We start from the raw sequence: 6,201 nt of genomic DNA on the forward strand, positions 1-6,201 counted from the left end.
GCCGAACGCGTCCGCAAAGAGGTTGTCCACGAGATCGGCCACACCCTCGGGCTGGAACACTGTGACAACAAGCGCTGCGTGATGAACTTCTCGCCGACGGTCCGTGAGGTCGACGTCAAAGAGCAGAACCTCTGTGGGACGTGCAATCGGCAAGTACTCTAACACCACTTTTTCCGTCGAGGGGTCGCTGGCGCGACCCCTCGCGCAAAACTTGGGGAAAAAGGCTGCTCGCTCAGCTTCGCCTCGCGAGCAGTAACTAACCGCTTGTAGCCACACACCGCTGCACCGCACCGCGACAGCGCCACAGTCTCCCGACAACCACTTTTTCCTCCTCGGGTGCCCTCACTCCGTTCGGTCACCACTCCTCGCAAAAACGTCCTCAGAAATCGAAGATTTCTGATAGGCTGCGTCAGAGCGGCGCTCTGACGAACGTGGGGAAAAACTCCCTGCTCGCTCGGCTTCGCCTCGCGAGCAGTGCGTCAAAATAGTATGCTCGCCGCCACTACCGCGACAGCGCCACAGCCTCCCCAGCCGATTCCGTCGCTCGCGGCGCTCGCTCCGTCATCCCTCGCACGCCGCTGGCCTGCGACGGGACGCAGGCCAGCGCGCGCCGTGGCCGTGCGCTACTCCACTGGCTGTGCGAACCCGAAGTTCGGCTTCACGTCGTCGACTCGGACCTCGACTTCGTCGCCCTCCTCGACCCCGGAGACGAACAGCGTGAAGTTCTCGACCTTGGCGATGCCGTCGCCCTCGCTCCCGGTGTCCTCGATGGTCACTTCCAGCTTGTCGCCCTCCCGGACCGGCGCGGTCAGGCGGCCCTTGGCGACGAGATACACCTCAGAGGACTCGTCGCGGGTCGCGTCCGGTCGCACCCGGCGGGTGTACTCGAACTCCTCTGCCACGTCAGCCTCGAAGCCGTCTAAGTCCTGTCCGTCGAACACCTTCGCGGCGAAGTCCCCGCCGGCGTCGAGCAACTCCAGACTCACCTCGAAGGCCTGCCGGGCGAGATGGACCGACCGCGCGTGGTCGAGTTGGTACTCGCCGGTGACGTTTGGGGCCATGTCCGACAGCACGACGTCGACGCCGCGGTCGCCGACGACGTCCCGGACGCGGTCTTTTGTCCGCTCGTCGGTCATATCCCCGCGGACGTACTCGACGGTCGCCTCGGGGTCCTCTAACTCGTCGATGCGCTGGCGGTCGACACCGATGACGGTCCCGCCGGGACCGACACGCTCGGCGGCGACCTGCATCCACCCGCCCGGCGCGGCCCCGAGGTCGACGACCGTGTTGTCCTCGCCGAGCAACCCCGCCGTCTCGTCGAGTTGCTGGAGCTTGTACGCCGACCGGGCGCGGTAGCCCTGCTGTTTGGCCTTGTTGTAGTACTCGTCTTTGCGCCCCATATTCAGGTACCTCCGGACGTATCGTCTGCGTCGGTCATACGGGGATAGAGACGGCCGAACCGGAAAGGTACGTCGGATGGACGGTGGCGCGATTCGACACACCGTGTCAACTCGTAGCGCGCGGTCCGCGTCGCCTCCACCTACTCCCGGGCCCACTCCAGACCGGCCGGTCCCTCGCGGGCGACGGCGTGCAGGGCGTCCTCCTCGCGGCCGACGTGCCGTTCGGCCCAGTGGGCCATCGCCTGTTCTAACTCCGCGACGACTTCGGGGTGTTCGGCGCTGACGTCCGTCTGCTCGACGGGGTCGGCCCGGAGGTCGAACAACTGCCTCGCCGGGAGGTCCCAGACGCGTCGTGGTAGGTCCGGACGAACTTCCAGCGCTCGGTCCGGACCGCTCGCTGGGCCGTGTACAGCCCGTGGTCGAGGACGACGCGCTCGCGCCACTCCGGGTCGTCGCCTGCCACCAACGGCTCCAGCGACCGGCCCTGCCACGCGGCCGGCCGCGCCAGTCCGGCGTAGTCCGCCACCGTCGGCGCGATGTCGACGTTCGTCACCAGCGCGTCGCTTCGCTCCCGGGCCGCCCCGCCCGGGGGTTTCACCACCAGCGGGATCCGCTGGGTCCCCTCGTGGGTACTCCAGTGCTCGCTGTAGAGCCCGTGCTCCCCGAACTCCTCGCCGTGGTCGGCCAGCAGGACGATCAGCGCGTCCTCGTACCGACCCTGAGACTCCAGCGTGTCGAGCAGTCGCCCGAGGTGGCGGTCGACGTACCGTATCTCGGCGTCGTAGGCTGCGAGCAGCTGCTTGAGGTCTTCGGCGTCCGCGACGCGGCGTGGCTCGCCGACCGCCAGTGGTCGTCGTCCCGGTGGGCTCGGATCTGTTCGTCGGTGGGGTAGTCCGGCCGCGGCGGGTCGAACGCCGCCACCTCCTCGTCGCTCCGGTTGTACGGCGTATGGGGGTCCCAGAACTGCGCGTACAGGAACAGGTCCTCCCCGGCGTACCGCTCCAAGCAGTCGACGGCGCGGTCGGTGACCGTCTCCGCGCGCGGCGTCTGGAAGTACTCGTCCTCGCCCGGCGGCTCCCGGGGCTGGTGGAACTCGTCCCAGAGGTGGTAGAACCAGTCCGCTCGGTGGCGGGGGAACGACGATACCGCACAGGTCCGCGTGCGGTCGTCGAAGGACACCGCCGGAAGCGTCCGGTAGTCGTCCTCCTCGCCTTCGAAGCCCTCCCAGACGGCCGGGCCGGCCAGTCGCTGGCCGTGGGCCTCGTGGGTCCCAACGCCGTTGGCGATACCGTACCGCCCGGAGAGAAACGCAGCCCGTGAGGGCATACACGGCGAGTTAGCGGTGTAGGCGTTCTCGAACCTGACGCCGTCGGCCGCCAGTCGGTCGACGTTCGGCGTCGTCGGTTCGGGGTAGCCGTAGGCCCCGACGTGGTCGGGCCGCAGCGAGTCGATGTCGATGACGAGTACGTCCATATCGGCGGCCCGGCCGCCAGCGCAATAAGACTCGGCCTGCGACGGCCGGCGTATCGCGTCCGTCCTGCCGCTCAGACCGAGGCGTCGTAGCCGGCGTCCTCGACGGCGCTGACGAGCGCATCGGGGTCGGCCGAGCCGTCGATCGTCGCGGACCCGGCCTCGTGGTCCGCGCTCGCCGACGTGACGCCCTCGACGTCCGCCAGTGCCTCCTCGACGGCCTGTTCGCAGTGGTCACAGCTCATCCCATCGACGGTGAGTGTCCGGCTCATAGCAACTCTCAGTTACGGGGGCCGTGACTTTGTGGCTTACTGCTTTTGATCATCAGTTTCGTCGCACTCTAACTTTGCGTTCGAAAGCCAGCAGTGGGAAACAGTGTAGTATCCTGCGTGGGTACATCGGATATGCGCGATCTGGACGAGACCGATTTGGAGATACTGTCGCTGTTGGCCGAGGACGCGCGGCGGCCGTTCAGCGAGATCGGGTCGGCGGTCGGGCTCTCGGGACCGGCCGTCTCCGACCGCGTCGACCGGTTGCGGGAGTCCGGTGTGATCAACAACTTCACCATCGACGTCGACCGCGCCCAGTTGCGGGCCGGCGTCCCGGTGCTGGTCGAGGTGGACCCGCCCGCGGACGCGGTGTCGACGGTCCGAGAGCGGGTCCGGGATTCGGATGCCGTCGAACACGTTTTCGTCACCGCCGAGGGTGACGTGGTCTTCTACGCCCGCATCGAGGCCGGGAACGTCCGGACGTGGCTGGACGGCCTCCTCGAGGACGTCTCCGACCCGGAGTATTCGGTGACGCTCGTCGAGAGCGTCGAGTGGACGCCCTCCGTCGACGGCGTCGAGTTCGCGCTGACCTGCGCGGAGTGTGGCAACACCGTCGACAGCGAGGGCGAGTCCGCCCGCATCGACGGCGAGGTGTACCACTTCTGTTGTCCGTCCTGCCTCTCGCGGTTCGAGGACCGCTACCGGGAGATCGAGGAGGGCGTCTGAGCGCCGCTTTGGATTCGAAAGTCCGGACGGGGGTCGACCACGACTCTCGAAGCAGAAAACCGCCTAAACGTGGGTCCCGTACAACTAGGTATGCCCACCAGAACGACCACACTCGACATCACGGGGATGTCCTGTGCCAACTGCTCGACGACGGTACAGGAGACGCTCTCGGACCTCGACGGTGTCACGGCGGCCGACGCGAACTTCGCCACCGACGAGGGTTCAGTCGAGTACGACCCGGACGCGGTGTCGCTGCGGGAGATATACGACGCGGTCGAGTCGGCCGGCTACGGCGCCGTCTCCGAGACGGCGACGGTAGCCATCTCGGATATGTCGTGTGCCAACTGCGCCGAGACCACCGCGGAGGCGTTGCTGGAGACGCCGGGCGTCCTCGACGCCGACGTCAACTACGCGACCGACGAGGCACAGGTCACCTACAACCCCGCGGACGTGTCGCTCGGGACGCTGTACGACGCCATCGAGGACGCCGGCTACTCCCCGGTGCGGGAGGACGGCGACGATGACGAGTCGGGCGACGCCCGCGAGGCCGCCCGTGACGCCGAGATACGGAAACAGCGCCGCCTGACGCTGTTCGGTGCGCTCCTCTCGGCACCGATGTTGTTCTTCCTCGCCGACCGGTTCCTCCTCGGCGGTGTGCTCGTCCCGGAGACGGTGTTCGGCGTCGAACTCGGTTGGGTCGAGTTCCTGCTGGCGACGCCGGTCCAGGCGATTCTCGGGTGGCCGTTCTACCGCAACTCCTACAACGCCATCGTCAGGAACCGCCGGGCCAACATGGACGTCCTGATCGCGCTGGGGTCCTCGACGGCGTATCTCTACTCCGTCGCCGTCCTCTCGGGGCTCATCGCCGGCGACGTCTACTTCGACACGGCCGCGCTGATACTCGTGTTCATCACGCTCGGTAACTACCTCGAAGCCCGGTCCAAGGGGCAGGCGGGCGACGCCCTCCGGAAACTGCTGGAGATGGAGGCCGAGACGGCGACGCTGGTCAGCGAGGACGGCACCGAGTCTGAGGTCCCCTTAGAGGACGTCGCCGTCGGCGACCGGATGAAGGTCCGCCCGGGCGAGAAGATACCGACCGACGGCGTCGTCGTCGAGGGGGATTCGGCCGTCGACGAGTCGATGGTCACCGGCGAGTCGGTCCCGGTCGAGAAATCGGCGGGCGACGAGGTGGTCGGGTCGACCATCAACGAGAACGGCGTCCTCGTCGTCGAAGCGACGAACGTCGGCGCGGACACGGCGCTCCAGCAGATCGTCCAGACGGTCAAGGAGGCCCAGTCCCGCCAGCCCGAGATACAGAACCTCGCCGACCGCATCTCGGCGTACTTCGTCCCGGCAGTCATCGCCAACGCGGTGTTCTGGGGCGTCGTCTGGTTCGCCTTCCCCGAGATACTCGCCGGCGTCGTCGAGTGGCTTCCCCTCTGGGGGCAGGTCGCCGGCGGGCCCGCGGTGGTCGGCGGCACCATCTCGGTGTTCGAGTTCGCGGTCGTCGTCTTCGCCTCGGCGGTGTTGATCGCCTGTCCCTGTGCGCTGGGGTTGGCGACGCCCGCCGCGACGATGGTCGGGACGACCATCGGCGCACAGAACGGCGTCCTGTTCCGCGGCGGCGACATCCTCGAACGCGCCCGCGACGTCGATACCGTCGTCTTCGACAAGACGGGGACGCTCACCGAGGGCGAGATGGAACTGACCGACGTGGTCCCCGTCGCGCAGTTCCGCGCCGACGGCGGGCAGGTCCTCAACGCCGAACAGGACCCCCAAGCGGACCTCCTCCACCTCGCGGCGTCGGCCGAACGCGGGAGCGAACACCCCCTCGCCCGGGCCATCGTCGAGGGCGCCGAGGACCGCGGCGTCGCGGTGTCCGAACCGAGCGACTTCGAGAACGTCCCGGGACAGGGCATCCGCGCGACGGTCGACGGGACGGAGGTGCTGGTCGGCAACCGGAAACTCCTCCGGGAGGCCGGCGTCGACCCCGACCCCGCCGCCGAGACGATGGAGCAGTTAGAGCGGGAGGGCAAGACCGCGATGCTCGTCGCCCGCGACGGGGAACTCGCGGGCGTCGTCGCCGACGCCGACACGGTCAAAGAGAGCGCCAAGCGGGCCGTCTCGGCGCTGACCGAGCGCGGCCTCGACGTGATGATGCTCACCGGCGACAACGAGCGGACCGCCCGCGCCGTCGCGGAACGGGTCGGTATCGACCCCGAGAACGTCCGCGCGGAGGTCCTCCCGGAAGACAAGTCCGACGCCGTCGAGGCCATCCAGAACGACGGTAGCAAGGCGATGATGGTCGGCGACGGCGTCAACGACGCGCCGGCGCT

General features: G+C 68.0%; 8 protein-coding genes. 3 read left to right on the forward strand and 5 right to left on the reverse strand.

Features of this window, described 5'->3' with window-relative positions; genetic code table 11:
* Positions 1–162, forward strand: a 162-nt coding sequence (locus GJ629_RS13510) for a matrixin family metalloprotease (RefSeq protein ID WP_157513516.1), incomplete at its 5' end; no start/stop codon positions are given.
* Positions 163–623: 461 nt separating this feature from the next.
* Here the strand turns inward: GJ629_RS13510 and GJ629_RS13515 are convergent.
* From GJ629_RS13515 to GJ629_RS13535, 5 genes are all read right to left on the reverse strand, one after another.
* On the reverse strand, positions 624–1,400 hold the full coding sequence (locus GJ629_RS13515; protein ID WP_157513517.1) for a 23S rRNA (uridine(2552)-2'-O)-methyltransferase: 777 nt from the start codon (positions 1,398–1,400) through the stop codon (positions 624–626).
* Between the two features lie 140 nt (positions 1,401–1,540).
* On the reverse strand, positions 1,541–1,723 hold the full coding sequence (locus GJ629_RS17655; protein ID WP_157513518.1) for a hypothetical protein: 183 nt from the start codon (positions 1,721–1,723) through the stop codon (positions 1,541–1,543).
* The gene (locus tag GJ629_RS17660; protein ID WP_255475238.1) at positions 1,648–2,196 is read right to left on the reverse strand and encodes a sulfatase; all 549 of its coding nucleotides are present in this window, start codon (positions 2,194–2,196) and stop codon (positions 1,648–1,650) included. The genes GJ629_RS17655 and GJ629_RS17660 overlap by 76 nt, the downstream gene beginning before the upstream one ends.
* Positions 2,097–2,873: a sulfatase-like hydrolase/transferase gene (locus tag GJ629_RS17665; protein WP_157513519.1), complete on the reverse strand. Its 777-nt coding sequence runs from the start codon at positions 2,871–2,873 to the stop codon at positions 2,097–2,099. The genes GJ629_RS17660 and GJ629_RS17665 overlap by 100 nt, the downstream gene beginning before the upstream one ends.
* A gap of 71 nt (positions 2,874–2,944) precedes the next feature.
* Positions 2,945–3,142 (reverse strand): heavy-metal-associated domain-containing protein, encoded by a 198-nt coding sequence (locus GJ629_RS13535; protein ID WP_157513520.1) that lies wholly within the window; start codon positions 3,140–3,142, stop codon positions 2,945–2,947.
* A gap of 132 nt (positions 3,143–3,274) precedes the next feature.
* On the opposite strand from GJ629_RS13535, the gene GJ629_RS13540 reads away from it, so the two are divergent.
* Positions 3,275–3,865, forward strand: a complete 591-nt coding sequence (locus GJ629_RS13540; RefSeq protein ID WP_157513521.1) for an AsnC family transcriptional regulator — start codon at positions 3,275–3,277, stop codon at positions 3,863–3,865.
* 90 nt (positions 3,866–3,955) lie between these two features.
* The coding region (locus tag GJ629_RS13545; protein WP_157513522.1) for a heavy metal translocating P-type ATPase at positions 3,956–6,201 on the forward strand (2,246 nt) is incomplete at its 3' end.

It is taken from the genome of Halapricum sp. CBA1109 (assembly GCF_009741825.1).
Lineage (GTDB): Archaea > Halobacteriota > Halobacteria > Halobacteriales > Haloarculaceae > Halapricum.